The 24,061-nt window shown below is 49.3% G+C and carries 31 protein-coding genes; 18 read left to right on the forward strand and 13 right to left on the reverse strand.

Translation table 11 applies throughout. The annotated features are described in order from the left end of the window. Positions 1-58: 58 nt before the first annotated feature. Positions 59-775 (forward strand): trehalose operon repressor, encoded by a 717-nt coding sequence (gene treR / locus CR205_RS14645; RefSeq protein WP_110520845.1) that lies wholly within the window; start codon positions 59-61, stop codon positions 773-775. Between the two features lie 186 nt (positions 776-961). Here the strand turns inward: treR and CR205_RS14650 are convergent, their stop codons facing one another. From CR205_RS14650 to CR205_RS14670, 5 genes are all read right to left on the reverse strand, one after another. Next, a complete protein-coding gene (locus tag CR205_RS14650) occupies positions 962-1,834 on the reverse strand; it encodes a hypothetical protein (RefSeq protein WP_110520846.1) in 873 nt (290 codons plus the stop codon). Between the two features lie 89 nt (positions 1,835-1,923). Beyond that, positions 1,924-2,136, reverse strand: coding sequence for a PLDc N-terminal domain-containing protein (locus tag CR205_RS14655; protein WP_407923575.1), 213 nt, complete (start codon positions 2,134-2,136; stop codon positions 1,924-1,926). A gap of 145 nt (positions 2,137-2,281) precedes the next feature. Next, complete coding sequence (locus CR205_RS14660; protein ID WP_110520847.1) at positions 2,282-2,452, reverse strand: YfhD family protein; 171 nt, start codon at positions 2,450-2,452, stop codon at positions 2,282-2,284. Positions 2,453-2,472: 20 nt separating this feature from the next. Next, positions 2,473-2,598, reverse strand: a complete 126-nt coding sequence (locus tag CR205_RS14665; protein ID WP_110520848.1) for a YfhE family protein — start codon at positions 2,596-2,598, stop codon at positions 2,473-2,475. A 99-nt stretch (positions 2,599-2,697) separates the two neighbouring features. Next, positions 2,698-3,603 (reverse strand): TIGR01777 family oxidoreductase, encoded by a 906-nt coding sequence (locus tag CR205_RS14670; protein WP_110520849.1) that lies wholly within the window; start codon positions 3,601-3,603, stop codon positions 2,698-2,700. Positions 3,604-3,717: 114 nt separating this feature from the next. Between CR205_RS14670 and recX the strand changes: the two genes are divergently transcribed. The 3 genes from recX (at position 3,718) to CR205_RS14685 (ending at position 6,927) form a co-directional block, all read left to right on the forward strand. Continuing rightward, a complete protein-coding gene (gene recX / locus CR205_RS14675) occupies positions 3,718-4,539 on the forward strand; it encodes a recombination regulator RecX (RefSeq protein ID WP_110520850.1) in 822 nt (273 codons plus the stop codon). A 257-nt stretch (positions 4,540-4,796) separates the two neighbouring features. After that, positions 4,797-6,470 carry an L-lactate permease gene (locus CR205_RS14680; RefSeq protein ID WP_110520851.1) on the forward strand — a complete coding sequence of 558 codons (1,674 nt, stop codon included), beginning with the start codon at positions 4,797-4,799 and terminating at the stop codon, positions 6,468-6,470. 142 nt (positions 6,471-6,612) lie between these two features. Then, positions 6,613-6,927, forward strand: coding sequence for a YfhH family protein (locus CR205_RS14685; RefSeq protein WP_110520852.1), 315 nt, complete (start codon positions 6,613-6,615; stop codon positions 6,925-6,927). 110 nt (positions 6,928-7,037) lie between these two features. Here the strand turns inward: CR205_RS14685 and CR205_RS14690 are convergent, their stop codons facing one another. After that, positions 7,038-7,199, reverse strand: a complete 162-nt coding sequence (locus tag CR205_RS14690) for a YpzG family protein (RefSeq protein WP_236634849.1) — start codon at positions 7,197-7,199, stop codon at positions 7,038-7,040. Positions 7,200-7,227: 28 nt separating this feature from the next. Next, complete coding sequence (sspK, locus tag CR205_RS14695) at positions 7,228-7,371, reverse strand: small acid-soluble spore protein K (protein ID WP_110520854.1); 144 nt, start codon at positions 7,369-7,371, stop codon at positions 7,228-7,230. 96 nt (positions 7,372-7,467) lie between these two features. On the opposite strand from sspK, the gene CR205_RS14700 reads away from it, so the two are divergent. Next, positions 7,468-7,749, forward strand: a complete 282-nt coding sequence (locus tag CR205_RS14700) for a YfhJ family protein (RefSeq protein WP_110520855.1) — start codon at positions 7,468-7,470, stop codon at positions 7,747-7,749. Positions 7,750-7,848: 99 nt separating this feature from the next. Here the strand turns inward: CR205_RS14700 and CR205_RS14705 are convergent, their stop codons facing one another. Next, a complete protein-coding gene (locus tag CR205_RS14705) occupies positions 7,849-8,829 on the reverse strand; it encodes a metal-dependent hydrolase (RefSeq protein ID WP_110520856.1) in 981 nt (326 codons plus the stop codon). A 158-nt stretch (positions 8,830-8,987) separates the two neighbouring features. Here CR205_RS14705 and CR205_RS14710 point away from each other — a divergent pair, with 158 nt between their 5' ends. From CR205_RS14710 to CR205_RS14720, 3 genes are read left to right on the forward strand one after another with little or no spacing between them, the layout of a single operon-like run. Beyond that, positions 8,988-9,296, forward strand: coding sequence for a hypothetical protein (locus tag CR205_RS14710; RefSeq protein WP_110520857.1), 309 nt, complete (start codon positions 8,988-8,990; stop codon positions 9,294-9,296). A 30-nt stretch (positions 9,297-9,326) separates the two neighbouring features. After that, a complete protein-coding gene (gene mutY, locus CR205_RS14715) occupies positions 9,327-10,430 on the forward strand; it encodes an A/G-specific adenine glycosylase (RefSeq protein WP_110520858.1) in 1,104 nt (367 codons plus the stop codon). Further along, on the forward strand, positions 10,420-11,178 hold the full coding sequence (locus tag CR205_RS14720; RefSeq protein WP_110520859.1) for an SDR family NAD(P)-dependent oxidoreductase: 759 nt from the start codon (positions 10,420-10,422) through the stop codon (positions 11,176-11,178). Before mutY ends, CR205_RS14720 begins: the two co-directional genes overlap by 11 nt. A 219-nt stretch (positions 11,179-11,397) precedes the next feature. Here the strand turns inward: CR205_RS14720 and CR205_RS14725 are convergent, their stop codons facing one another. Next, positions 11,398-11,556 (reverse strand): DUF1540 domain-containing protein, encoded by a 159-nt coding sequence (locus tag CR205_RS14725; protein ID WP_110520860.1) that lies wholly within the window; start codon positions 11,554-11,556, stop codon positions 11,398-11,400. A gap of 179 nt (positions 11,557-11,735) precedes the next feature. Here CR205_RS14725 and CR205_RS14730 point away from each other — a divergent pair, with 179 nt between their 5' ends. The 4 genes from CR205_RS14730 (at position 11,736) to CR205_RS14745 (ending at position 14,785) form a co-directional block, all read left to right on the forward strand. Further along, positions 11,736-13,352, forward strand: coding sequence for a gamma-glutamyltransferase family protein (locus CR205_RS14730; protein ID WP_110520861.1), 1,617 nt, complete (start codon positions 11,736-11,738; stop codon positions 13,350-13,352). A 25-nt stretch (positions 13,353-13,377) separates the two neighbouring features. After that, on the forward strand, positions 13,378-13,923 hold the full coding sequence (locus CR205_RS14735) for a chromate transporter (protein ID WP_110520862.1): 546 nt from the start codon (positions 13,378-13,380) through the stop codon (positions 13,921-13,923). Beyond that, entirely contained in the window at positions 13,923-14,456 is a 534-nt protein-coding gene (locus tag CR205_RS14740; RefSeq protein WP_110520863.1) for a chromate transporter, read from the forward strand. The genes CR205_RS14735 and CR205_RS14740 overlap by 1 nt, the downstream gene beginning before the upstream one ends. 104 nt (positions 14,457-14,560) lie before the next feature. Then, positions 14,561-14,785, forward strand: coding sequence for a hypothetical protein (locus tag CR205_RS14745; RefSeq protein WP_110520864.1), 225 nt, complete (start codon positions 14,561-14,563; stop codon positions 14,783-14,785). A 100-nt stretch (positions 14,786-14,885) separates the two neighbouring features. On the opposite strand, the gene CR205_RS14750 is transcribed toward CR205_RS14745, so the two are convergent. Both CR205_RS14750 and CR205_RS14755 read right to left on the reverse strand, forming a co-directional pair. Then, positions 14,886-15,848 (reverse strand): NADPH:quinone reductase, encoded by a 963-nt coding sequence (locus tag CR205_RS14750; protein ID WP_110520865.1) that lies wholly within the window; start codon positions 15,846-15,848, stop codon positions 14,886-14,888. Positions 15,849-16,027: 179 nt separating this feature from the next. Next, entirely contained in the window at positions 16,028-16,249 is a 222-nt protein-coding gene (locus CR205_RS14755) for a cytosolic protein (RefSeq protein ID WP_110520866.1), read from the reverse strand. A 142-nt stretch (positions 16,250-16,391) separates the two neighbouring features. Between CR205_RS14755 and fabL the strand changes: the two genes are divergently transcribed. Together fabL and CR205_RS14765 are read left to right on the forward strand one after the other, a co-directional pair. Continuing rightward, entirely contained in the window at positions 16,392-17,144 is a 753-nt protein-coding gene (gene fabL / locus CR205_RS14760; protein ID WP_110520867.1) for an enoyl-[acyl-carrier-protein] reductase FabL, read from the forward strand. A gap of 145 nt (positions 17,145-17,289) precedes the next feature. Then, complete coding sequence (locus tag CR205_RS14765; RefSeq protein ID WP_110520868.1) at positions 17,290-17,508, forward strand: gamma-type small acid-soluble spore protein; 219 nt, start codon at positions 17,290-17,292, stop codon at positions 17,506-17,508. Between the two features lie 162 nt (positions 17,509-17,670). Here the strand turns inward: CR205_RS14765 and CR205_RS14770 are convergent, their stop codons facing one another. Next, on the reverse strand, positions 17,671-18,207 hold the full coding sequence (locus CR205_RS14770; RefSeq protein WP_110520869.1) for a collagen-like protein: 537 nt from the start codon (positions 18,205-18,207) through the stop codon (positions 17,671-17,673). A 173-nt stretch (positions 18,208-18,380) separates the two neighbouring features. Here CR205_RS14770 and CR205_RS14775 point away from each other — a divergent pair, with 173 nt between their 5' ends. The 4 genes from CR205_RS14775 (at position 18,381) to CR205_RS14790 (ending at position 22,617) form a co-directional block, all read left to right on the forward strand. Then, positions 18,381-19,415: a YheC/YheD family endospore coat-associated protein gene (locus CR205_RS14775; protein WP_110520870.1), complete on the forward strand. Its 1,035-nt coding sequence runs from the start codon at positions 18,381-18,383 to the stop codon at positions 19,413-19,415. Between the two features lie 180 nt (positions 19,416-19,595). Next, positions 19,596-20,057, forward strand: a complete 462-nt coding sequence (locus CR205_RS14780; RefSeq protein WP_110520871.1) for a DUF3939 domain-containing protein — start codon at positions 19,596-19,598, stop codon at positions 20,055-20,057. A gap of 67 nt (positions 20,058-20,124) precedes the next feature. Next, entirely contained in the window at positions 20,125-20,652 is a 528-nt protein-coding gene (gene ntdP, locus CR205_RS14785) for a nucleoside tri-diphosphate phosphatase (protein WP_110520872.1), read from the forward strand. A 219-nt stretch (positions 20,653-20,871) separates the two neighbouring features. Next, positions 20,872-22,617: an ABC transporter ATP-binding protein gene (locus CR205_RS14790; RefSeq protein WP_110520873.1), complete on the forward strand. Its 1,746-nt coding sequence runs from the start codon at positions 20,872-20,874 to the stop codon at positions 22,615-22,617. A 235-nt stretch (positions 22,618-22,852) separates the two neighbouring features. On the opposite strand, the gene CR205_RS14795 is transcribed toward CR205_RS14790, so the two are convergent. Next, positions 22,853-23,929, reverse strand: coding sequence for an aromatic acid exporter family protein (locus CR205_RS14795; protein WP_110520874.1), 1,077 nt, complete (start codon positions 23,927-23,929; stop codon positions 22,853-22,855). Positions 23,930-24,061 lie beyond the last annotated feature (132 nt).

Below are 24,061 nucleotides of genomic sequence, written 5' to 3' on the forward strand. Positions count from 1 at the left end.
ACTAAAATTTGTAAACAACCATATTGTGGCAGGACATTCTTCTTAAAGCGGTGATCTGATGCAGAATAAATTCATTAAAATCTATAAGGATATCGCCGATCGGATTCAGCAGGGGGAGTATAAGTCCCAGACAAAGCTCCCCTCTGAACACGAGCTGATGTCGTATTATGATACGTCGCGGGAAACCATCCGGAAAGCGCTGAACCTCCTGTCTCAGAACGGCTTTATCCAGAAAGTGCAGGGCAAGGGTTCCATCGTTCTGGATGCCAGGAAGTTCGACTTTCCCATTTCCGGCCTCGTAAGCTTTAAGGAACTTGCAAAAAAGATGGGTGATAATCATCACACCTATGTGGAGAGACTGGAGCGTACCGAGCCGGGACCCTATATAAGGGACCAGCTTAGGCTCGAATCCGGCACCCTGGTCTGGGAAGTGGACCGCGTGCGCGAAATTGATGGGGAAAAAGTGATTCTGGATAAAGACTATCTGAGTACAGCATTCATTGAAGACCTCACTGAAGACGTGTGCCGCAATTCGATATACGAATACATTGAATCGTCTCTCGGCATGACTATCAGCTTTGCCAAAAAAGAAATCACCGTAGTTGAACCGACTGCCGAGGACCGGGACTTCCTCGATCTGGCCGGTTACACCAACATCGTAGTGGTAAAAAACTATGTGTACCTGGACGATGCGAGTCTGTTTCAGTACACCGAATCACGCCACCGCCCGGATAAGTTCCGTTTTGTGGATTTTGCCCGACGGACCAATGGCTGAAAAAAAGGATGCGCCTGCTTTTTATGCAGGGCATCCTTTTTAGTGAAGAATCATGTTATTTCTGCCTTGCATCAGAGGAGTTTTAATACGAAGCTGCGATGAGGAGCGTATTCCTTCCCTTTTGCTTCAGCAAAAAAACGCAGTCAAATCCTCCTGACTGCGTTCTCAATATGTTTTATCATGTTTTTATCCTATTTTTTTGCTTTTCAGCACTGCAGCAATGGAGTGGCGGATCTGACGGTCGGAAACCGTGTCATTGAGCCAGGCTTTCGGCGTTGCTCCGGCTGTCTGCTTTACCCGTTTAAACAGGATCGACAGAACATTTTTAAGCAGGTTGGAATAGTGGATATGATCCATCCGGCCGGCAAGCGTGAGCAGCGACTCCACGATATCTTTCTGATCAAGAGGCACGGATTCGGCTGTGTTCAGAAGCAGGCGGCGAACGATTTTCACTTCGTTGTATTCCATGTAGTAGTCACAAATATCCTGGAGAACATCCGGATACTGATCAATTATATAACCAAGCTCCGGTACCGAACTGTCAAACCGGTGGGCAGTCAGAAACGTAAATGATTTTCTTGCGTTTGCCATGTGAAGAGCTTCTCTCAACGCGAGCATGATCAGAGAGTCCTCGTGTTTCCCTTCTGTTTTCTGAAGCATAAGCAGGCGTGAAGGGTACTGGTGCTTAATATCCTCCAAGTGTTCATCGATCAGATGTTTCATGATATTTTCGTTCTTCATTTTCGCATCGGGCTCCGTTTTTAAAGCGTCACGGAGATCATCCTGCGTCATTCTGTGCTTCTTTTTCCGCTCAGTGATTTCCTTGTAACGCTCAAGGGCGTTCGTTGAAGCCTGATTGGTTTTTCCGGAGAGATAAAACGAATCAAGGAAATTCCCTTCGCTTGACATTACCGCAAAAATGACCGGTGTGTCCTGTTCGAAAAGAAGGACATGTGTTTTATTTTTCCCGATATGCTCCTCGTAACGGACGACGTAGTTGCGTGTACGGCCATCCATGGAAACTTTTTGACCGAGAAAGCTCTGAGGCAGACTTTTCATAAAAGGTCACCTTTCCTTTCGCGAGCCGGCTGCTGCCGGTTATTAGGTAGTAAGGTGTTCCTGAACGCTGCATCTGAGTGGTGGCTATGCTAATCTTGCCGGATAATTAAATAAATAATAAGACCGATAACAGGAAAAAAGAGCGTTCCAAAGAGAATCAGCAGACCGTATTCCTTACTGTTTCCACGGCGCTGGGAGTCCCGGTATGCCCAGATACTGGTGATGATATTAAGAATAAAAATGGTGAGGATGATGATCAGCGGGATAAAAAAGAAGGATAGTCCCGGGTCGCTCATCTGCATATACGAAGCCTCCCTGTAAAGGTTCTCCCTCTATCATACCTCTTTACGCTCGTTTTGGATAGGTGGTACCTTCGGAGGATACTGGAAAAGGGGTGAACCGAAAGAAACATGAACGCTCCTTTGATCCACCCCTGCCCACTTAACGCTATTCTTTTGAGTCTTTGCTCCGGGTATTGCGCTCGTCTGCCTCTTTCGCACGAGCCATCGCTTTTTTATCTTCTGTGTCAGCCAGTTCCTCGGAGTATTCCACAATTTCATTGTCCTCTGTATTGTGGGTTTCCTGACGACCCTGCTGGCGTTTCGGTTCTTTTTCCATATGTACGTCCTCCCTGGGAACTATTTTGTATTTCGGCCTCGGGCCGCTGCCCGGTCTGCTGCTTTAAAATCACTCATAAACGACATTTCCTGGGCTTTGCTCATCGTCCTGCGTTCCTCTTTTGCCTGACGTTTTTTGCTTTCCATGCGTTCACCTCCTGCCGTCATATTTTCTAGTATGTGGAAAAATAAGCCGGATTATACGGTCTAAAGGTAAAAAAGAAGCCTGTCCTGAGGACGAGGCTTTTATGTGAGCAGGTCTTCAAGTGCAGGCTTGAGCTCAGGATAATGAAATTCGTACCCTGAGTTATTGAGTTTTTCGGGAATGACTTTCTGACCTTCAAGCACGAGTACGCTCATATCACCAAGAGCAGTTTTGAGGGCAAAGCTCGGTGCGGGCAGCCAATAAGGGCGGTTGATCACGTCTGCGAGTGTTTTGCCGAATTCGTTCATCTGCACTGGTTCCGGCGCGGTGACGTTGACCGGGCCGGAGATATCCCGGTTTTCAATCGCATACTGAATCGCACCGGTGACGTCTTCGATATGCACCCAGCTCATCCACTGCTTGCCTGTCCCAAGCGGTCCGCCGGCAAACATTTTAAACGGAAGGAGCATCTGCTTCAGCGCCCCTTCTTCATCATCGAGCACCATGCCAAAACGCATATATGCTGTCCGGAGGTCGTGTTTGATAGCGTGGCTGGCTTCTTCCTCCCAGCGCTGGCACACTTCAGCGAGAAAATCGTCTCCGCTTTTGCTGTGGGATTCGGTAAACGTTTCGGTAAACGATGTGCCGTAATAACCGACAGCGGAAGCATTGATCAGTGCTTCTGGTTTTGGTTCGAGATTTTCAATCAGTTCCATCACTGAGCGGGTAGCTGTGATCCGGCTGTCCATGATCTTTTTTTTCTGCTCGTCAGTCCATCGTCCGCTGTTGAGATTTTCGCCGGCGAGGTTGACGATTGTGTCCACGCCGTTCAGCTCTTTTTCCGGCTCAGTGTCTTCCTTGAGCCATTCCACATAGGTGACGTTCTCTTTCTCCGGTTTATTTTCCTTGTTCCGCGTCAGGATAAAAACTTCGTGGCCTGATGAGGTCAGTTTTTCTGTCAGAGCTGTTCCGATAAAACCGGAACCGCCGGCAATGGCAATTTTCATCTGATTCACTCCCAAAAGTCGATGATTTCTTATCTTTCCTCATTCCTTTTTCAAAATCCTCCTAAACATCCGGGAAACGAACTGTGATACGATGATACAAAGAGGTGAACGGCCATGGGCAAGGTATCGAAAATTACACTGCACAAAAAACGAAACGACCGCTATCATATTTATTTTCAGAAAGATGGCCGTGAACAGTACGGTTTTACTGTTAATGAAGACGTCCTTGTGAAGCACGGGATTCAGAAGGGGGTCACCCTCACTGAAGACCAGCTCATCGTCATCAAAAAAGATGAGGAGAAGAGCAAGGCGCTGCACCGTGCGCTTCATTTCCTGTCGTTTCGTATGCGTACGATAAAAGAAATGCGCATTTACCTTCGGGATCAGGAGATTACAGATGAGGAAGTAAACGAGATCATGGATCGGCTGGACGATATGAAACTCCTTGATGACGGGGCATTTGCAGAATCGTATGTACGGACAAAAGTGAACACACAGAAAAAAGGACCGATGAAGATCCGGATGGAACTTAAAGAAAAAGGGGTGGCTGCTATCTATATCGACCGGGCACTGAAGCAGTTTTCAGAAGAGGAACAATACCGTATGGCGTTCGAACTGGCTGAAAAAAAACAGCGGTCCTATAAGAATCAGTCGATCCAGCAGATGAAACAGAAGCTCGTTCAGTTTCTTGTGCAAAAAGGTTTTCCTGCCGGACTCGCATCAAGTGTGGTAAAGGAGCTTGACTTCGGGACTGAGCAGGACGAAGCAGAGCAGGAAGCGCTTGAAAAGCAGGGAGAAAAAGCAGCTCGTAAATACGCCAAGTATGACGGCTGGGAGCAGGAGCGTAGAATTAAACAGTATTTGTATGGCCGTGGCTTTCCGTTTGAGAAAATCGACCGCTGGCTCGAGGATTGGAAACACAGGGAAGAGGAGTAAAGTGCAACAGGGATGATTCCATAACAGCTGATCGCGCGGGGGCGAGGCGGGCTTTAGAGGTCTTAGTTTTTGTTTACGGCTCTATTTTTCTATTAGAGCTCGTAGCTGAGGAATTAGGCCTCTTATCAGAAACAGAGACCTTTGACCCTTTCCAGTCGTATCAAAAACAGTCAGAAAGTTGTCACAAGCAATTGTGAAATAGTGAGCAAACTAATGCTATACTATAAATAGACTAAATGTTCAGGGAGAGGATCCTTATGTTCACCGCGATTGCTGCACTTACGCCTGTTATCAGTGTTATGATTCTGCTCGTCGTTCTGAAAATGCCTGCAGTAAGAGCGATGACGATCAGTCTTGCCGCAACGGCAGTTCTGGCATTTCTCTACTGGCAGGTGCCTCTCGTTGTGATCACCGCCTCTATTTTTGAGGGGATTATGATCGGCCTTTCCATTTTGTACATTGTCTTTGGAGCTGTTCTGCTTCTCAATACGCTCAGGATGAGCGGCGCTATAGATACCATTCGTAACGGATTTACCGGAATCAGCCCTGACCGACGTGTCCAGCTGATTATTATCGCCTGGCTTTTCGGAGCCTTCCTTGAAGGAGCGGCCGGGTTCGGCACCCCCGCTGCGATTGTGGGACCGCTTCTCATCGTACTTGGATTTCCGCCGCTCGCGGCTGTAACCCTTGCACTGATTGCCGACAGCACACCGGTTTCGTTTGGTGCAGTCGGAACGCCGGTAACTGTAGGGGTGGAGCAGGGACTTTACGAAGGCGGGAGTGTATCTGCCGCTGTTGAGCCCCTTGTCATACAGGCAGGCGGTATGGATGCCTTCATTCAGCAGACAGCGGTTCAGGTGATGCAGATCGACCTCTTCACCGGCACACTAATCCCGCTCATTCTTGTCATGATGATGACCCGCTTTTTTGGTGAGAACCGCTCATGGAAAGAAGGCCTGGCTGTCTGGAAATTTGCTGTTTTTGCCGGGCTGGCCTTTACGGTGCCCGCATTTGTTACTGCGTACCTGCTCGGACCTGAATTTCCTGCTATATTCGGCGGATTGGCTGGTCTGCTAATGGTTGTGCCGGCTGCCAAAAGATGCTTTCTTCTTCCCGAGGAGAAGTGGGATTTCCCGCCAAGGAAAAACTGGCTCGACGACTGGACCGGAATTCCGATCTCGGGATCAGGCAAGCGTGAGAAAAACGAGCGGCCTTCGTTTCTCATGGCCTGGGTACCGTACATTCTCGTTGGTCTGCTGCTCGTGCTTACCCGTCTGGATGCACTACCGTTTAAGAGCTGGCTTCAATCGGTCACCATTGAGTGGCAGAATATTCTCGGAACGAGTATCAGTGAAACCCTTGAGCCTCTTTATATTCCGGGTTTTGTGTTCATCGTTGTAGCATTTGCAGCGGTCTTTTTGCACCGCCTGAAACTCAGGGACTTGGCTCAGGCTGCAGGGGTGTCCGCCAAAGCACTGATTGGTACAGCCATCACGCTGATGACCGCCGTGCCGATGGTAAGGATTTTTATCAATTCCGGGGAAAATGGTGCGGGGCTTGAGAGTATGCCGCTGGAACTGGCCGCCACTGCGTCCGAAGTCATCGGGGGAGCATGGCCGCTCGCAGCGCCATTCGTCGGCGCCCTGGGCTCGTTTATTTCAGGGAGCGCTACATTCAGCAACATGATGTTTACCTTGTTTCAGGTCAGTGCTGCGGACCAGGCGGGTGTTGATCCCTCGCGTGTAGTTGCCCTGCAGGTGATCGGATCGAATGCCGGTAACATGATCTGTGTGCTCAACGTAGTCGCAGCTGCTGCAGTCGCAGGCCTGACCGGGAAAGAAGGGGCGATTATCCGAAAAACCCTCCTTCCAATGTTGTATTACGCGATATTTGCCGGACTTGCAGGATTTTTGATGATTCTCTTTTTCTAATGTAACTTGTAGAAAAATTATGTGTTTGTTATACTTTTGTTCCAGATATTCTTAATGAATGTATAAATAACTGGTCTTTTCAAATGTACTGTTATTTCTTATACTAATGTTAAATGATCTTAATAAAGGCGTTGAAGTTGACATGGAACAAAGATACAGCCAAATGACAGAGCACGAACTCCGTACTGAAATTGCTGAGCTAAAAGTAAAAGCGCAGAAGGCTGAGCAGATGGGGATTGTAAATGAGTATGCTGTCCACGAGCGTAAGATGGCTATGGCAAAGGCTTATCTAATGAATCCGGATGATTTTAAACCGGGGGAAACATACCGTTTCTCAGGAGAACCTGACGTAACGTTCACAATCAGTTACATGAATGGCGTTTTTGCCTGGGGCACCCGCACCGGCAGCAGACAAGAAGAAGCCGTCCCGATTTCTCTCCTGGAAAAAAAGGAATAACTGTAACCTGTCTGGAAAAATGCCGTCAGATCATCGTTGGCTGATTCAGTTCGCACATAAAAAAAGAGAAAGGCGGTGTGCCTCTCTCTCCGGCTCATTCATGAATGGAATCAGCTTCGTTTTCTCGTCTGAACTTCAAGGATTTGATTGTGCAGACTCTGCTGTGACTCACCATTCACTTGATGAAAAGCATGTTTAGGATTGGCTCGAGGGTCTTCAAACGGATCATTGTACTTTAATCCAAACCGTTGTCTCGTTGTTCCTTTTCCCACTACGGGCACCTCCCAGTGCTGGTGCAGATTAGTGTTCGTCCGATGAATGCATGCGCGCATTCGGGCTCGTATTGATCTCACCGTTTGGACGTTTGGACTGATGCTGACTTTCTGCTCTTCGCTCTTTGGAAAACCGCATGCGGTTTGGGAAACCTTTTGCTTTATTTCTCAAGGAATGAACCTCCTTTTTTGACGGGGCATGCTTAGTTTGTGAAGGTCATTATCCATTCATCCTTTGGAAAAATTGTAAAAGGAGGATCTGGTTTAAATGAATGATTATTTCGACCGTTTAACATGTCGTCTGCTTGAAAAAAATGATCAGATGTCATCTACAGAAGCGCGTACATGGATTGAACTTCTCTGGGAGGACTTTGAATCCATCTATGCTAAAGCAGGACGCAAGTACAGAGGCAAGGAAGTAACGGAAATGGTACTGCTCCAGTGGATCAACCAGTACGGCAGCAAACTTCATGAGATCATGCTTGAAAACCCGAAGTTCAGAGAACATTTCGAAGAACGGGGAACAAGCAGCAAACAGGTGCTTCACTAGAACGGTGAGCAGCATAAAAGGTGCTCCGCATGGTCATTGCGGAGCACCTTCTTTGTATGCCGTTTCAGGCGGTGCATTCTTCGTGAATCACTATAAGCGTTATCCGGCAGCTACTTCAAGCTTGCGCTGAAGTGTATCCGTATTATAAATCCAGCCCGTATAGGAGCCGGTAATTTCGTGATCCTCATCGAGCTTCACGATCGCAATAAACGGGTAGTATCCTTTGCTCCGGTAGCGCAGATCCACAAACTTAACGGTGTAGCCTTCCTTCTCCCGGTGAATTTCCCAGCGGTATGTCGGGGAAAAAGACAGGAACGACGCCAGGTTTTTGTCTTTTCTGGCTGCGTTAATAATCGGGTGATCGGGAATCGGCTCAAACGGATAGGTTTCAAAGTAATTGACAGTACCGTTTTTCACCTGGGCTACAAACAGTTTTTTCTTCGTTCGCACAACCACATGCCACTGACTCCAGCGGAATGTAGGGGAGGTGAAGATATGGGTCGCATCCGGATGATAGGTTCTGAGCTTCTGCTGAATTTTGCGCTGTTCCATCACCCGCCATACATAATAAACGGTGATAACACCAAACATGGCCAGGAACGTCCAGCCCGGGTTAAATCCGTAGCGCCAAAACAGAATCGCCACGATATGGGCGGAAAAAATGAAAGGGTCAAAGATGTTGATAATCCCGAGCGCCATCCATTTCTGCCTGAACGGTGCCAGAGCCTTCGTACCGTATGCATTAAAAATATCCACAAATACGTGGAGAAATACTGCGAGGAATGTCCACAGCCAGACTGTAATCAGTGACAGGCCGGGAATAAGCAGGGCAAGCATGAGCGTAATCAGTGTCGGCCAGATAAACCAGGCAGGGACCGAATGGGTCACCCCGCGGTGATGCCGGATATAAGATGCGTTATTTTTCAGTTTCAGAACAGTGTCAAAGTCGGGCGCCTGTGAGCCGATGATGGCACCGGCCATTACAGCCTGCATCATGGCAGGGCTGCCGGAAACGGCCGGGTCAAGCGTGGCAAGGCCACCGATGGCAATGCCCATGACAACGTGTGTTCCAGTGTCCATCAGCGTACCTCCTTGGTGAATCGCAGACTCATTGCTGTTACACTAACTATATTGAATCGTTCGTCCATTATTGGCGATTTTACGGGAGTTTAACATAAATCACACAATGCTTTATATAGTCTTACCCCAAAACCGTGAATTTCAAAAGGAGAATATCGATGAAAAATTTGCAGATTTTTCTTGAATACAAAGTGAACGAAAACAAGACTGACGAATACGAAGCCCTTATGGCAGAAGTTCTTTCCGCCCTTCGTGAATACGGGGCCGAAGAGATTGACTGGTACGAAGCAGCCGACCAGAAAAACCTGTATGTGGAAATGTTCCGTCTCCCCACGATGAGCCATTACCACGCCATGAAAAAACTGCGCTGCACAGAGGAGCATCCGCTTTTTTCAAAGCTTGGTGACTTCGTTGATGGCGGGGTCCGAAAAATTCACTGCTGGGCCTTTGTTCAGAAGGAAGTATAATAACCATCACAACATGAAAGGAACCATCCTATGACAGACTCATCACTCGAAACATTCAATGAACAGCAATTCTGCGACGATCTGACTGCATGGTACCGGGAAAACCGCAGGGATCTTCCGTGGCGCCTGGAACGGGATCCATATAAAATCTGGGTGTCTGAAATCATGCTCCAGCAGACACGAGTAGACACGGTGATCCCTTACTTCGAGCGCTTTATCAGCCTTTTTCCCACTCCAAAAGACCTTGCAGAAGCAGAAGAAGAGACGGTGCTGAAAGCGTGGGAGGGCCTCGGCTACTATTCCCGCGCCAGAAATCTCCAGGCCGCGGTCCGGGAGGTAAGTGAATCTTACGGAGGCGTGGTGCCGAATACGAAAAAAGAAGTGAGCAGCCTGAAAGGTGTCGGACCTTACACCGCAGGGGCGATTCTGAGCATTGCCTATGATAAGCCGGAACCGGCCGTTGACGGCAACGTGATGCGGGTACTGAGCAGAAACCTCGCCATTTATGATGACATTAGTAAAGTGAGTACACGAAAACGGTTCGAAACGATTGCCGGTTCCCTTGTCGCCCGGACGGTTCCGTCTGATTTTAACCAGGCACTTATGGAACTCGGCGCGCTCATTTGTACGCCACGGTCCCCGGCGTGTCTGATCTGCCCGGTGCAGGAGCACTGCCGGGCAAGGGCAGAAGGAGTGCAGGACCTCCTGCCGGTAAAAGCGAAGAAGAAACCGCCTGTCGCAAAAACGATGAAAGCGGTGGTCGTGGAAAACAAGGCCGGGGAAGTGCTGATTGAGCGCCGTCCTGATACGGGTCTTCTTGCAAAGCTCTGGCAGTTTCCGAACTGCGAGGATGAGCGTGAAGATGCGGGGAACGTGCTGAGTTACCTGGAAAACCTCGGAGTCCGCCGTGCCGGGAGCGCCGAGCTTCGACGCGTTCACCATGTGCGCCATGTGTTTTCCCACATTGTATGGGAAATTGACGTGTACGTACTTAGAGGGGAAGCGGAAATCGCGCCGGACCGGGACGGACTTCGCTGGACGCCAAAAGATGAAGTGGACTATTATCCGTTTCCGGTGCCGCATCAGAAAATAATTGACCACGTACTGAAAGGGGAAAAAGCCGATGAATCTTGAACTTGAAGGTAAAAAAATACTCGTCACAGGCGGATCGAAGGGGATTGGAAAAGCGATCGCAAAAGCATTTCTGGCTGAAGGGGCCGAGGTGGGCATTGCGGCAAGCACGGAGGCAAGTCTCTCAAAGGCAGCAGAAGAGCTGGGAGATGCTGCGCGTTTCCAGGGAGATCTCACAAAGGAGGCAGACCGTGAACAGGTGTTCAGAGGCTTTACGGACCGGTTCGGCCGGATCGACATTCTCGTCAACAACGTGGGCGGCAGTAACGGCAGCACTGTAATGGAAACGAGTCTGGCTGAGTTTCAGGAAGCTCTCGATCTGAACTTCATGTCAGCCGTTCACTTCAGCCAGCTGGCAGCCGGGCGGATGAAAGAGTCAGGCGGCGGTGCGATCGTAAACATCAGCTCGATTTTCGGCCGGGAATCCGGCGGTAAACCAACCTATAACAGCGCCAAGTCTGCCATGATCAGCTTCACGAAAGCGTTCGCCGATGAAATGATTAAAGACGGCATCCGTGTAAACGGCGTTGCACCGGGAGCCATTTTGCATCCGACCGGAAACTGGCAGAAAAAGCTCGATGCGGATCCGGAAAAAATCGAAGCTTACGTGGAAGCGGAAATTCCAGCCGGCCGCTTCGGCACGGTGGAGGAAGTGGCCGACGTGGCCGTATTCCTTGCATCCGAGCGCGCCCGCTGGGTGAGCGGTGCCACCCTGAATGTGGACGGCGGCCAGTCACGGATGAACTTTTAGGCCTGGCGCCGGGGATAGCGGCTGTTTATAAGCGGAAACCTAGATTTATAAGCAAAAATTTCAATATATGAGCTTAAAATCTGATTTATAAGCAAAAATCCGGATTTATCTATAAAAAATTCGATATATCAATAAATAATCCAATATATCAATAAATCCACAAGAAAGGTGCCTCCGCCCCCACGGCAGAAGCACCTTTTGCAAGTAAAGACCAGGAAATTAAAGTCCTGCAGGTTCGAACGTTCTGCAGTCTGTTTCCTCCTGGGAGGAGGCGTTCTTCCCTTTATGGCTCACCACAAAGATTTCAGACGCTCCGCATTTTTTGCCTTCCTCGTTATGAACGCAGTTAAAAACTTCACAAAGGACATCCTGTGCCATCACGCTTCACCTCCCATAAAGTTAGGTTTCACTGCAAAAAGGGAAACATACCGGGGAATGCCTGCCAGCAGCACCACTGCATCGCCGAAAAACGTTTTTAATTTCCACACATTTCAATTTATTCGGAACTCGAAATATGATAGGATAAATAAAAATGCTTCATGAGAGGAGCGAGTAAAATGGTTTCATTTGACAGTCAGCACTACCCGTATTCATCTCAGAGAATGGTTACATACGCAAAAAAAGGGATGGTGGCCACTTCCCAGCCCCTCGCCTCGCAGGCAGGGCTTGATATTCTGAAAAAGGGCGGCAATGCGATTGACGCAGCCATAGCAACAGCGGCATGCCTTACTGTTGTCGAACCCACCTCCAACGGGATCGGCGGAGATGCATTTGCCCTCGTCTGGACAAAGGGCGAGCTCCACGGCCTGAACGCAAGCGGCCCTGCACCGAATGCCCTTTCCATCGACGCTGTAAAAGAAAAAGGATACAAGGAAATGCCGACGTTCGGCCTTACGCCGGTGACCGTACCTGGTGCACCGGCTGCGTGGGCGGAACTGTCCGATAAATTGGGCAGGCTGCCCCTGAAAGACGTGCTCGCACCGGCTGTTGAGTATGCCCGCGAAGGCTATCCCCTCAGCCCGACACTGGCGTTTTTCTGGAAAAAAGCAGAAGAGGCGTTCCGCGAGAAACTGGATGGAGACGAATTTGCCCACTGGTTTACGACATTCGCTCCTGACGGCCGTGCGCCGGAAGCAGGCGAAATGTGGAAGTCGGAAGAGCACGCCCGCACTCTTGAGCTGATCGGAGAAACGAACGCTGAAGCCTTCTACAAAGGCGAAATTGCAGATCGAATCGACAGCTTTTCAAAAGAACACGGCGGTTTTATCCGGAAAGAAGATCTGGCTTCCTATAAGCCGGAGTGGGTCAAACCGATTTCAGTAAATTACAAAGGGTACGATGTGTGGGAAATCCCGCCGAACGGCCAGGGCATTGTCGCTCTAATGGCGCTGAACATGCTGAAGGACGATGATTTCTCAGCCGGACGGGATGACGTAGACACGCTTCACCGTCAGATTGAAGCGATGAAACTGGCATTTGCCGATGGGCACCGCTATGTAACCGAAGAATCAGAGATGAGCGTCACAAGTGACGATCTCCTTTCACCGGAGTATGGCCGGGAGCGCAGAAAGCTGATCGGTGAGCATGCCATGCACCCTTCAGCAGGCGAGCCTCCTAAAGGCGGCACTGTCTACCTTGCAACTGCAGATGACGAAGGCAACATGGTTTCCTTTATCCAGAGCAACTATATGGGCTTCGGATCAGGTGTGGTTGTACCTGACACAGGGATTGCCCTGCAGAACCGGGGCCATAACTTCAGTCTGGATCAGGAGCATGACAATGCGCTGAAGCCGGGTAAGCGTACGTTCCATACGATTATTCCGGGCTTTTTGACAAAAGGCAATGAAGCGGTTGGCCCGTTCGGCGTTATGGGCGGGTTCATGCAGCCTCAGGGGCATATGCAGGTGGTGATGAGCACGGTCGACTTCGGACTGAACCCGCAGGCGGCACTCGATGCCCCGCGCTGGCAGTGGATGAAAGACAGAACAGTCATGTTTGAGCAAAGCTTCGGCGCGCCGGTTGCCCAGCAGCTCACAAGAAAGGGACACGACATTCAGGTGGCTCACATGGGCGGCGGCTTCGGACGGGGGCAGATTATCTGGCGCAACCCGGAAACAGGCGTCCTTGCCGGAGGAACCGAGTCACGGACGGACGGCAGCATCTCTGCCTACTAGACGAACGTAGAGAGAGGGAAACAGGTTGACACAGCGACAAATATTTATGGCTTTTTTCAGAATTGGAATGCTCGGCTACGGCGGAGGCCCGGCCTCAATTCCGCTCATTCATAAAGAAGCAGTGGATAAATACAAATGGATGAAAGACGAGGAGTTTTCGGACATCCTGGCAATGGGAAACACGCTGCCAGGTCCTATCGCAACAAAAATGGCCGGCTATATCGGCTACCGGGTTGCCGGCATCACAGGCATGCTCAATGCGATCGCGGCTTCGGTCGTGCCGACAGTCGTGCTCATGATCGTCCTGCTCGTCTCGCTTGCATCCTTTCGGGAATACGCCTGGGTACAGGGTATGACAAACGGTGTATTGCCCGTAGTCGGTGTGATGCTCGCCGTGCTCACGTGGCAGTTTTTCACGAAATCAAAGGAAGGTCTCGGCTTTGGCTGGAGCATCATGCTTGTGATTGTGAGTGCGCTTCTGATCACTGCTATCGGTCTGCATCCGGCGTTTGTAATCGCCGGCCTGCTTGTCTTTGTGTTCCTGAAACGGACGAAGGGAGGCGGTGACTGATGACGTATTGGGAGATTTTTCTTGCGTTTTTTATCCCGGGTATCGTCGGCTACGGCGGGGGTCCGGCTACCATTCCTCTGATTGAATATGAAGTGGTGCATCGCTACAACTGGATGACAGTTGAGGAGTTCGGGGAAGTGCTTGCCCTCGGCAACGCCCTGCCCGGACCGATCGCCACGAAAATGGCCGGCTACATCGGTTATGTGGAAGGGGGCATCCTCGGGGCAGCAGTCGGGCTGTTTGCGACAATCGCTCCATCACTGATCTTAATGATCGCGCTTCTGGGCATTCTTTATAAATTTAAGGACTCTCCGAAAGTGAAACTGCTCAGCATGATCGTCCGTCCGACAATCGCAGTGCTGCTCGGCATCATGGCGTTCCGCTTTTTTGAAACCTCCTACTTTGACAACGGGATCGTCCAGACGGTGATCCTTGTCGGAGTGAGCTTTCTGCTTCTCGAAAAGTGGAAGGTGCATCCGGCGTTTGTGATTCTCGGCTCGCTTATCTACGGAGCGGTTTTTCTGGCGCCGTAGCGTTGTCGTACCTTTGCAAAAGCGTAAGCCCTATTGAAAAAAGCTTCCTATTTTCCTCTGTATGGTAAAATGGAATAAAGAGGTAATAAGGGGGCGGAGGCAGGATGGAAGTTGCGGCACTGGCAAGTCTTTATTCCATAGCCATTATTGTAATCATGGTGGTTTCAATTATTAAAGTATTCGGCATTGCAAAAAGCAGAGGAGACATCACCAGGAAAAAGTTCGTATTTTTGGTCACTGCCTTAGCGGCAGTAGGGGGAATCGTTGTTTTTCTTCTGCCGGATGGGTACGCATTATTATTTGATAAATACCTATCTGATTTCGAGTAGAATAAAAAAAACCGGACGGCAGTTTCAGCATTTGAACTGCCGTCCGGTTCATTTTTTTCTCCCGATGCGGGTGATGCTTTTTTCAGGGCCTTGCCTTCCTTTAAGGAACCAGTACGAGATTCCCGTTAAACTTTTTTGCTTCCAGATCCGCGTGGGCCTGGGTCGCTTCGTCGAACGGGTACGTTTGTGCCAGGTACGGGGTGATGGTCTTATCGTTGAGCATCATGCTGATCGCTTCCCCTGCCGCTCGCAGCTCTTCAGGCGGCGCTGTAAACAGAAGGACGCCCATAAGCGACGCATGTTTCTGGTTCAGTTTACGCCAAGGCAGCTGCGGTGCGTTGTTTTCAGGTGATCCGATTGTCACGATCCGCCCGCCGGTTTTGATCATCTCCAGATCGTTTTCCATGTTTTCACTCAGAGACATGTCAAGAATCACATCAACACCTATATCGCCGGTGACATCAACGACTTTTTCAACGATATTTTCCTCACGGTAAAGGATCACATGATCAGCACCTGCCTGCTTGCACAGCTCCTTTTTCTCCTTCGATCCGGCAGTGGCGATCACCGTCGCTCCTGCCAGGCGGGCGAGCTGAATCGCCGCATTCCCGACTGCGCCTGCACCGCCGTAAATGAGAACCGTCTCGTCTTTTTGCAGATTGGCGCGGTAGTGAAGACTCAGGTGGGCAGTCATAAATGCCATAGCCACGGCTGCACCTTCTGCTTCGGTTACATGTTCGGGAATTAGAAACAGTTTTTCGGAAGGTACAGCCACGAATTCCGCTGCCGTGCCGGGAACATTGGTCGCCCACACACGGTCACCGACTTTCATATTTGTTACTTTGCTTCCGACATCCACAACGGACCCGCCGAGGTCAAAGTGAGGAACAGCCGGGAAATCAGCAACCGGACGGATCCCTTTCCGGAAATATGTATCCACCGGATTGATCCCGCTTGCGCCGACCCGGACCAGTACCTCATTTTCGCTGACTTCAGGCTTATCCGTTTCCATTACGTGAAGAACGTCAGGACCGCCGTAACGGTCAAATGCTACTGCTTTCATCGTCACACTCTCCCTTTTCATGCGTTATATAGTGAGTTTACCAGAGCTGTACAGAAGTGTCCCGGCTCAGCCTTCTGCTTCCTGTATCTATTGCCTGTTCCCGTTTCATCCATGGAAAAAACCAGGACAAAAGCGCTGTCCTGGCTCGCTGAAATAGGGAATATTTTAAAGGTCCTTCCTCAGTCGTAGTGCACACGGCTGCCGCTCGTCCAGTCTGCTTCCTGGTGCATTCCGCCGCGATTCATTATTTCCTTTACAATTTCCCGGTGAATTGTAAGCCCCTCGGAATTCAGGTAAGGAGCAATCTGCTGAAGATTATGGTGAAAATAAGCGAGCTCCTGATCGCTCCAGTCCTGTTTGCCCATCATGGACAGCTCTGTCATATCTCGCCCTACATACATGCGCTTCATCCCCTTTTTGTGCCGGTTAAGACAGACTCCAATCGTCCTGTTTTAGTGTTTGTAGAGTACGGTGGCGATATGCGCTATAATGAGGGGCAGTAAAGTACATAGAAGCCAGTTAAGGAAACAGGAGGAAAAGACAATGAATGATAAGAAAGTAGCGCTGATTACCGGAAGCAGCAGGGGAATCGGCAAACGGATTGCAGTAAAACTTGCCGGAGAGGGATACGATCTGGTGATCAACTATGCAAGAAGCCGGAGTAAAGCAGAAGAAACAGCGGAAGAGCTCCGTGCGCTAGGAGCCCGGGTGCTGACAGTGAAGACCAATATTGCCAAGCAGGATAAGGTAGCGGATATGTTCAGCCAGATTGACGAGCATTTCGGACGCCTTGATGTGCTCGTAAACAATGCGGCATCCGGTGTTCTCCGTCCAATTATGGAACTGGAGGAATCCCACTGGGACTGGACGATGAACATTAACAATAAAGGCATGCTGTTCTGCTCGCAGGAGGCAGCCCGGCGCATGGAAAAAACAGGCGGCGGTGCAATTGTAAGTCTCAGCTCGCTTGGAGCAGAGCGATACCTGAAGAATTATACGACAGTCGGTGTTTCCAAAGCAGCGGTTGAAGCCCTGACTCGATACTTGGCAGTGGAACTGGCACCAAAAGGCATCCGAGTCAACGCTGTATCCGGCGGGGCCGTGGATACTGATGCTCTGACTCATTTTCCAAACCGCGATGAACTGCTTGAAGACGCTCGCCAGCGCACGCCGGCAGGGCGGATAGTGGAGCCTGATGATCTGGCTGATGCAGCCGTGTTCCTGCTTTCCGGTCAGGCAAAAATGATCTGCGGGCAGACGATTATTGTGGACGGCGGGATTTCCCTCCTCACGTAACAGGCACCTTCCGGGCGGGTATTATGGTCGTTTACCGGGAAAAGATACAGCCCATTTCAGTCCATAAAATATATTATTATCCGCCCATTTTTTTCGGATAAAACTCACCCCACAGGACAAGATAATGTTTGTGGAGGTGATACTCATGCGTAAGCAAAACCAGCAACAGCAGCAGGCTCAACGTCAAGCTGCTCAAACAAACGCTCAAAAAGTTCAGCAGCAAAACGCTCAGAACCAGCACAACCAGGAGTTCGCGAGCGAAACAGATGCTCAGCAAGTAAAACAGCAGAATCAGCAATCTGCTCAGCGTAAAGGTCAAGCATCTGCTCAGCAACAGCAACAGCAAGGACGTCAGCAGCAGTAACCTGTTTCTGACCAGTCCGACGCGCATTGTCCCAAGTGGGCAGTGCGTGTTTTTTATTTTCGGGCAGATGTGGCTGTCGGATGAAGAAAAACCGTTGAAAAATGGCGGGCATTTTTCAACGGTTTTTAGTTCTTAACCCCTCACTATTCTAAGTGAGTCCTGCTAAGCCAGTCGCGTGATCACAAGGTGAGCAGATACAGACCTTGCGCCTCCTGCCACCGGCGTTATTGTTAAGGCAGTCGGGTTCCCGGTAGGGTTCTGCACAGTCAGAATCGAATTTTCGGTTACTGTCTGGACAATTGCCAATCCTACAATCTGACTCGTACCTGTTGCACGCCCCACTACTGTATACGCTAAATCATTACCATCTAATGTAAGAATCAGCTGCCCTGCTTCGGTAACACTTACCTGAAAGAAGACCTGATAAGCGCCGATTGCTTCCAGATTAAATGTATCAGCGCCAGTCCGGGTAATCCCACCGGCTGCCCCCGAAGGTCCGTCCTGTGGAAAATCGACGTTTTCTCCAGCACCAACTGTATCCGCATTATCACCAGGCATCAATGCATAAAAGTCAGCAAAATCCAATACTCCACCTGCCGGCCCCGTAGGCCCTGTAGCACCGATCTCACCTGCAGGACCAGGCGGTCCCGTTGGACCCTCCGGACCAGGTGGTCCCGGTGGACATATACAATGTCCCATGTTAACATCCTCCTTTACCCACTAACATAAAACATCATATTTCATAAAGGTATTTTTAAGCACGGCTCATACCCATATAAAGTAAACAGTCAGCTGATAAACGGCATCAAAGGTTTCACGAAATCAAGGTGCACAGCATAAATTGCCACAATAAGAACGCCAGGGGAGAAGAGATGAAATTGAAAAAGGCGCCTTTTGTTGGCATTATGGTTCTGAAAAGAAGATTCAGAAAACACGTGCTGAAGTTTTACCAGCAGTACAATGACCTTGATATTCAGCTTTTCTGTTTCACACCTTCTGATATTTTATGGAATAAACAGATAATTACGGGCCTGTTTATACACAACGGCAAATGTAGAGAAGAGGAATTTCCTTTTCCGAAGGCAGTATATAACAGGTGCTATAACATAAGCGAAGATACATTTTCCCGGGTAACAAAAGCAGTGGGGCCCGTCAGGTGTTTCAACTCGATTAATCACTTTAATAAATGGGATGTTCATAAGCTGTTAACCGATTCCCCGGTCAGTCCGTATTTACCGGAAACCTTTCTGTTCCGGAGTGACGGAATAGAAGAGGCTCTGTCAAAATTTAAAGTTCTGTACATTAAGCCGGTTTACGGGTTTAAAGGAAATGAGGTTTATCGATTGGAACTCCGGGACAACGGACAAACGTCGATCTCATTACATCACATGAATCCATTTTCAATCTGCAGAAATAAAGCGGATATACAGGATCATGTAAGCGGGCTCGTGAATAACGGAACCTACATTGTTCAGCAGGGAATCGGTTTAAGTAAGCTTGATTCCCGATTGTTTGATATACGTGTGGTTGTTCAGAAAACGGCTCAAGGTATTTGGGAAGTCTCTACGGCACTTACAAGAATCGCTCATGAAAATTATTACAATACTTCCATGTCTGCCTCGATATGTGCGACGACTGACGTTTTAACCCGCTTGTATCCAGAGGAAAAAGTAAAAGCTGTTTTTCATGAGCTGAATGAAATCAGCATTTGCTCTGCCATGACTGCTGAAGAACGATTCGGTCATCTGGGGGAAGTGAGCGTTGATTTTGTTATTGACGATAGCGATAAGCTCTGGATACTGGAGATGAATGGCAAACCACAAAAAACGACTGTACCGGATCAGTTTAGGGAGAAGGTAATTAAAAGGCCATTAGAATATGCCCTTTTTCTAACCCGGCAAATCTGAAATCTTCCCCTGATCTTCAGTCAGGGCGGGACCACTTTAGACTGCTCCCCTGCTGGGCGTCTGCCGCGCCCCCTTCTCTGAACTTTTGTTTTAAATTGACTGAATCAATAGTATAATAAGAAAAATAACAGATTATAAAGGCTTTGGATGTGATCCCGGACATAAGAGGGAGGGAAGGCTGTGTGGTTCAAAAAGCGTAAAGGTGGAAACAATCGTAATGAGATGAAAGAACCTGAAATCAGGGAAGTAAGCATCGATGAAATGCGACAGGCAGTAAACGCCTATGCAAAACAGTTGAATCCCGCCATATCTTTGCGTACGATCGTAAAGGATAACAATGAAATTGACTGTCATCTTCTCTATGAACAGCTCAAATGCAAACCTGACAAACCATTTTACATGTCGAAGGAGACCTTCGAGATTTTTGAAGATCCCGATTACCCGAGATGGATTGATCAATGTCAGGTTGCCTGTGATCAATTCTATCTGGATACAGGCAATGAGCCAGTGGCAGAAGACGACCCGAGAAGAAAAGTGAGCATTTATAAGATCAAGGATTACCTGAGAGAGGAGCCGCCAATTGATCTTTACCTGCATCCGCAGGACCGGATGGTCACACACCGTGAGCCTGAAAAAAAGTAAGTCGTGTTTTTGAATGTTAGGGGAATCAGCGTCCTGAATGTTCATAACAGAAGAAAGGAGCAGAACTTTGAGTTTTCCCATGAATGGCAGCAACATACAGGTACACAGCTACAAACATAATGGCCATATTCATCGAATCTGGGAAGAAACCATTGTTCTAAAAGGGACGTCCCAAGAAGTCATCGGCGGCAACGACCGGATTTTGGTAAAAGAATCAGATGGACGGCAGTGGCGGACGAGAGAACCGGCCATTTGCTATTTCACTGCGCATCACTGGTTCAACTGTATCGGAATGATACGAAATGACGGCATTTATTACTACTGCAATCTGGGGACCCCTTTTACGTATGATGAGGAAGCGCTAAAGTACATCGACTATGATCTGGATATTAAAGTGTTTCCGGATATGACGTACAAGCTTCTTGACGAAGATGAATATGCACTGCACAGCCAGCGGATGAATTATCCAAAAGAAGTGGATGCGATTCTGCGGCGCAGTGTGGATGAACTGGTCCAGTGGATCAGTCAGAGAAAAGGCCCGTTTGAACCCGGGTTTATCGAATATTGGTACGAGCGTTTCCTTCAGCACCGCTGAAAACGCCCGGACGCCGGCAGACGTCTTCCTACGTAGGCCGGTTTCTTTTTTTCAAGTGGAAGGAATCATGAAGAGCACAAGGGGGGCTCGCCGCTCGTCTGCGGGAAGCTGCCGCCATGAGCGCATCTGTCAGCCTCTTTCCCAAAAATACCTGCCTGCCCGCAGGGAGAGCAGGGAATACTACACATAGCGCAAGCAGACTGGAAGTGATCGACCGGAATGGACAGTATTAAACGCTATCTTAAATTTGTGAAACCGTACTGGAAGCAAATCACCATTACCGTCTTTATCGGTATGCTCAAGTTCGGGTTCCCTCTGATCATCCCCCTCCTGATGAAAATCGTGATTGACGACATCGTTGGAGCGGAGGACATGACAACCGCCGAACAGCTGAGTCAGCTTTACTGGATGATGGGCATCGTCTTTTTCGTCTTTCTTTTTCTCCGTCCACCGGTCGAGTATTACCGGCAGTATTTTGCCCAGTGGACCGGAAGCAAGATTCTTTATGACATCCGGACGCAGCTGTTTACCCACCTGCAGAAGCTGAGCCTGAGATTTTACTCGAATAATAAATCCGGGGAAGTGATCTCCCGCGTGATCCACGATGTGGAGCAGACGAAGAACTTCATCATCACCGGGATGATGAACATCTGGCTCGACATGTTCACGATCATCGTGGCGATTATCATTATGCTCACAATGGATCCTCTGCTCACGCTCGTGGCTGTGGTGCTGCTTCCGTTTTACGGCATTGCCATCAAATATTTTTATACCAAACTGCGCTACCTCACCCGTGAGCGCTCCCAGGCGCTGGCGGAAGTACAGGGACATCTGCATGAACGGCTCCAGGGCATGAACGTGATCCGAAGCTTCGCTCTTGAAAACCACGAAGAGCACCAGTTCGATAAAAGAAACGAAAACTTTCTGTCTAAAGCCTTGAACCATACGCGCTGGAATGCGAAGACGTTTGCCGTGATCAATACGCTCACCGATCTTGCGCCGATCCTCGTGATCGCTGTGGCTGGAACCCTTGTGATTCAGGGGAATGTAACGGTCGGAACGATGGTCGCCTTTGTGGCCTACATGGACCGGCTTTATAATCCGCTCCGGCGCCTGGTGAACTCGTCCACCACATTGACTCAGTCGATTGCCTCCATGGACCGGATGTTTGAACTCGCCGATGAGGCGTACGACATCGAGGACAAAAAGGATGCAGTTCCGATGAAGCATCCCCGCGGTGAGGTGACGTTTGATCATGTGTTTTTCAACTACGAGCAGAATGACGATCTCGTGCTGAAAGACCTTCATTTTCACGTTGAGAGCGGCGAGACGATCGCGATCGTCGGCATGAGCGGCGGCGGGAAAAGTACGATCATGAGCCTGATTCCGCGGTTTTACGATGTTTCTGAAGGGCGGATCCTGATCGACGGCCGTGATGTGCGCGACTACAAAGTCCGCAGCCTCCGGGACCGAATCGGCATGGTGCTTCAGGACAACATCATTTTCAGTGAGTCGGTCAAATTCAACATTCTCATGGGCCGGCCGGACGCCTCGGATGAAGAAGTGATCGAAGCCGCCAAAGCTGCCAACGCCCACGATTTCATTATGGAACTGCCGGACGGCTATGATACAAGCATCGGTGAGCGGGGCGTGAAACTCTCCGGCGGGCAGAAACAGCGCGTGGCGATCGCCCGTGTGTTCCTGAAAAGTCCCGAAATTCTCGTGTTCGACGAGGCCACATCGGCACTTGACCTTGAAAGCGAGCAGCTGATTCAGGAATCTCTGTTCAAGCTCGCCAGGGACCGGACCACGTTTATCGTGGCCCACCGCCTGTCTACCATCACCCACGCGGACCGGATTTTCCTGATCGAAAACGGCCGGCTGGTGGAGGACGGGACCCACGATGAACTGATGTTGAAGCAGGGTGCCTATCACCGCCTGTTCCAGGTCCAGCAGCTCACTTAGAAAGCCGGCAGAACGAAAGAGTCGGATGTTTTCTTGACTTTGTAAGCTAAACTGGGAGAGTTGCTCGATACATTCAAAAAATTGCTCGATAAATTGGGAAAGTTACTCGATAAACGCTGAAAGTTGCTCGATAAATTCGTAACAGACCCAGAATGACCCGAAAACTTCCGCACCATTCATAAAACCTCATAAAACAAAAGAGCACCGTCCCATAATCCGGGGCGGTGCTCTTCACTCAGTCACGTTCCGATATTTTCACTTCGTTGTCATCTTTATGATACTTAAAGAAGCTGTCCATGAGCTTGTCGAGGTGCTCAAGCTCCTCACTGTACTCAACCACCAGTGCTACCACCGGGAAAAAGTGGATCCAGTCGTCCCGATCCATCTCCTTGTCTTCATGAAGCTTGAAGAACAGATCCGTAAGCTGACGTTTACCAATCTCGACTTCCTCATAAAGATCGTCAGTGGTCTGCGGCCGGACCTTGCCCATATACTTGAGCATGATCCGTTCATGATAATTCATTAAATCATCAAGCTGTAACCGGATAAAGTCCTGAAGCTCATCGGGCATCCGCTGCATGTTATTCTCGTGACGGCTCAGACTTCTCAGAATCCTGAGAGACTTTTTTGATGTGTAAAGCATCTGCCGGAACAGCACTACTTTCCGCATTCGCGGGTACTCATTTTTAGGAAAATACGTACGCTCATCCTTGTAAAGAAGAAAGATATTATCCATTTTCACCATGGCATCCTTGAGCTTCTTCAAATCCCTTTTTAACGTATTGTACTCCGCCTCGTGACGGGTGAGCAGCCGAATCCACTGAATGATTTCCTCATTTGCGTCGGAAATTTTATGATACAGATGGTTTTCGTGCTTCGGGGGCAAAAACACCAGGTTCACGAGAAAAGATGCCCCGACACCGATCATCACGAGCAGAAACCGTGAGGCAGCAAATTCAATAAAATTCTCCGACGGTGCTTCCATGATGATGATCGCCGTGACCACGGCGAGAGGAATGATAGCCTCCTTGCCGAGCTTCAGGTTGATTGCAATGACAAGCACCACTACAACACCGACAACAAACGGCTCATGGCCGAACGACAGCACAAACACGACCGCAAGCACAGCACTGATCACGTTTGCCTGCACCTGGTCAAGAATCGTCATAAAGCTTCGGTACACAGACGGCTGAACGGCAAAAACCGCCGCCATCGCCGCATACACAGCCGGTTCAAAGCCGAGCCATGTAGCAACATAAAGAGCGAGCGTAATCGCCAGCCCTGTTTTTAAAATACGGGCGCCAAGCCTCATAATTTACGGATGTTCCTTTCTATCTAAAGCAGGACCCTTTCCTGCTTCGTGTTTTCGTTCTGTTTCTGATGAATCACACTTTAAGAACGTATGACACTATCGCATGTACTATACACCGGTTCGTAAAATCTG

The sequence above is a fragment of the Alteribacter lacisalsi genome, from assembly GCF_003226345.1.
GTDB classification, from domain to species: Bacteria; Bacillota; Bacilli; order Bacillales; family Salisediminibacteriaceae; genus Alteribacter; species Alteribacter lacisalsi.

Excerpts from the sequence above, each read along its gene's own strand:
- treR (WP_110520845.1), top strand. The coding sequence starts at position 59 with ATGCAGAATAAATTCATTAAAATCTATAAGGATATCGCCGATCGGATT.
- CR205_RS14650 (WP_110520846.1), bottom strand. The coding sequence starts at position 1,834 with ATGAAAAGTCTGCCTCAGAGCTTTCTCGGTCAAAAAGTTTCCATGGAT.
- CR205_RS14655 (WP_407923575.1), bottom strand. The coding sequence starts at position 2,136 with ATGCAGATGAGCGACCCGGGACTATCCTTCTTTTTTATCCCGCTGATC.
- CR205_RS14660 (WP_110520847.1), bottom strand. The coding sequence starts at position 2,452 with ATGGAAAAAGAACCGAAACGCCAGCAGGGTCGTCAGGAAACCCACAAT.
- CR205_RS14665 (WP_110520848.1), bottom strand. The coding sequence starts at position 2,598 with ATGGAAAGCAAAAAACGTCAGGCAAAAGAGGAACGCAGGACGATGAGC.
- CR205_RS14670 (WP_110520849.1), bottom strand. The coding sequence starts at position 3,603 with ATGAAAATTGCCATTGCCGGCGGTTCCGGTTTTATCGGAACAGCTCTG.
- recX (WP_110520850.1), top strand. The coding sequence starts at position 3,718 with ATGGGCAAGGTATCGAAAATTACACTGCACAAAAAACGAAACGACCGC.
- CR205_RS14680 (WP_110520851.1), top strand. The coding sequence starts at position 4,797 with ATGTTCACCGCGATTGCTGCACTTACGCCTGTTATCAGTGTTATGATT.
- CR205_RS14685 (WP_110520852.1), top strand. The coding sequence starts at position 6,613 with ATGGAACAAAGATACAGCCAAATGACAGAGCACGAACTCCGTACTGAA.
- CR205_RS14700 (WP_110520855.1), top strand. The coding sequence starts at position 7,468 with ATGAATGATTATTTCGACCGTTTAACATGTCGTCTGCTTGAAAAAAAT.
- CR205_RS14705 (WP_110520856.1), bottom strand. The coding sequence starts at position 8,829 with ATGGACACTGGAACACACGTTGTCATGGGCATTGCCATCGGTGGCCTT.
- CR205_RS14710 (WP_110520857.1), top strand. The coding sequence starts at position 8,988 with ATGAAAAATTTGCAGATTTTTCTTGAATACAAAGTGAACGAAAACAAG.
- mutY (WP_110520858.1), top strand. The coding sequence starts at position 9,327 with ATGACAGACTCATCACTCGAAACATTCAATGAACAGCAATTCTGCGAC.
- CR205_RS14720 (WP_110520859.1), top strand. The coding sequence starts at position 10,420 with ATGAATCTTGAACTTGAAGGTAAAAAAATACTCGTCACAGGCGGATCG.
- CR205_RS14725 (WP_110520860.1), bottom strand. The coding sequence starts at position 11,556 with ATGGCACAGGATGTCCTTTGTGAAGTTTTTAACTGCGTTCATAACGAG.
- CR205_RS14730 (WP_110520861.1), top strand. The coding sequence starts at position 11,736 with ATGGTTTCATTTGACAGTCAGCACTACCCGTATTCATCTCAGAGAATG.
- CR205_RS14740 (WP_110520863.1), top strand. The coding sequence starts at position 13,923 with ATGACGTATTGGGAGATTTTTCTTGCGTTTTTTATCCCGGGTATCGTC.
- CR205_RS14745 (WP_110520864.1), top strand. The coding sequence starts at position 14,561 with ATGGAAGTTGCGGCACTGGCAAGTCTTTATTCCATAGCCATTATTGTA.
- CR205_RS14750 (WP_110520865.1), bottom strand. The coding sequence starts at position 15,848 with ATGAAAGCAGTAGCATTTGACCGTTACGGCGGTCCTGACGTTCTTCAC.
- CR205_RS14755 (WP_110520866.1), bottom strand. The coding sequence starts at position 16,249 with ATGTATGTAGGGCGAGATATGACAGAGCTGTCCATGATGGGCAAACAG.
- fabL (WP_110520867.1), top strand. The coding sequence starts at position 16,392 with ATGAATGATAAGAAAGTAGCGCTGATTACCGGAAGCAGCAGGGGAATC.
- CR205_RS14765 (WP_110520868.1), top strand. The coding sequence starts at position 17,290 with ATGCGTAAGCAAAACCAGCAACAGCAGCAGGCTCAACGTCAAGCTGCT.
- CR205_RS14770 (WP_110520869.1), bottom strand. The coding sequence starts at position 18,207 with ATGGGACATTGTATATGTCCACCGGGACCACCTGGTCCGGAGGGTCCA.
- CR205_RS14775 (WP_110520870.1), top strand. The coding sequence starts at position 18,381 with ATGAAATTGAAAAAGGCGCCTTTTGTTGGCATTATGGTTCTGAAAAGA.
- CR205_RS14790 (WP_110520873.1), top strand. The coding sequence starts at position 20,872 with ATGGACAGTATTAAACGCTATCTTAAATTTGTGAAACCGTACTGGAAG.
- CR205_RS14795 (WP_110520874.1), bottom strand. The coding sequence starts at position 23,929 with ATGAGGCTTGGCGCCCGTATTTTAAAAACAGGGCTGGCGATTACGCTC.